Below are 1,012 nucleotides of genomic sequence, written 5' to 3' on the forward strand. Positions count from 1 at the left end.
TTATTCTTTCATAAATCATTTCTTATGAATAAATATACAGAAACTTTTGGAATTGACATTAGTAAAGATGTCTTTGATTGTTATGGCAGTAAACAAGGTCATTTGCAGTTTAAAAACACAGAACATGGTTTTATTAAGTTTCTACAATTATTGGACGATAATACTTTGATTGTAATGGAAGCAACTGGATATTATCATTACAGATTGGCTCAGTTTCTCTACAAGAAAAAGCAAGTAGTATCTGTGGTCAATCCATTGTCTGTAAAGCGTTTCATTCAAATGAAATTAGCAAAAGTAAAAACAGATAAAAGTGATGCAAAAGCAATCTGTGAATATGGGATTATTAATGAAGTTCCATTGTATAATGCACTTACCGAAGTTCAAAGTGAAAGCTTACAGTTATTTAGATTGATGGATAGTTTTTTAAAAAAAAGAACAGCTACCAAGAACAAGGTCCATGGAGAAGAAGTATTAGGAATTCCATCCAAGTGGGTATATCGTTCACTAAAAAGAGATCTTAAACATTTAGATAAAGAGCTTTTAGGAATAGAGAAGCAACTTCTATCTTTAGTAAAACAAGATCAGCAAATACAATTAACTTTATTACAAAGCATACCAGGAATAGGGCTAAAAACTGCTTTATTCTTAATTGTAATAACTGATGGATTTAAGAAGTTTGAAACAGCCTCCCAATTATGTAGTTATGTAGGCATAACACCAACCATTAGAGAATCTGGAAGCAGTGTCAGAGGCAGAAGTAGAATAAGTAAAGTTGGAAACAGAAAATTGAGGAACCTTTTATTCCTATGTTCATTTAGTGCCTGTAAGCAAAATAAGGCTTGTAAAAATATTTATGAACGAATTGTAAATAAAGGAAAAAGTAAGAAGTTAGCGTTAATTGCAGTCTCTAATAAATTACTAAAACAAAGTTTTGCTATTGCAAAATCAGGTTTACCATATGATGAAACTTACGTCTCAGTTCTGTCTAAATAAATAGCCTGAAATAGTAAAA

At 30.6% G+C, this 1,012-nt stretch carries 1 protein-coding gene; it reads left to right on the forward strand.

Annotated features, from left to right (window positions below; genetic code table 11):
• The first annotated feature begins 24 nt into the window (after positions 1 to 24).
• Complete coding sequence (locus IEV77_RS17355; RefSeq protein WP_188467180.1) at positions 25 to 993, forward strand: IS110 family RNA-guided transposase; 969 nt, start codon at positions 25 to 27, stop codon at positions 991 to 993.
• Positions 994 to 1,012: the final 19 nt, after the last annotated feature.

This window comes from Xanthomarina arctica, assembly GCF_014638915.1.
Taxonomy (GTDB): domain Bacteria; phylum Bacteroidota; class Bacteroidia; order Flavobacteriales; family Flavobacteriaceae; genus Xanthomarina; species Xanthomarina arctica.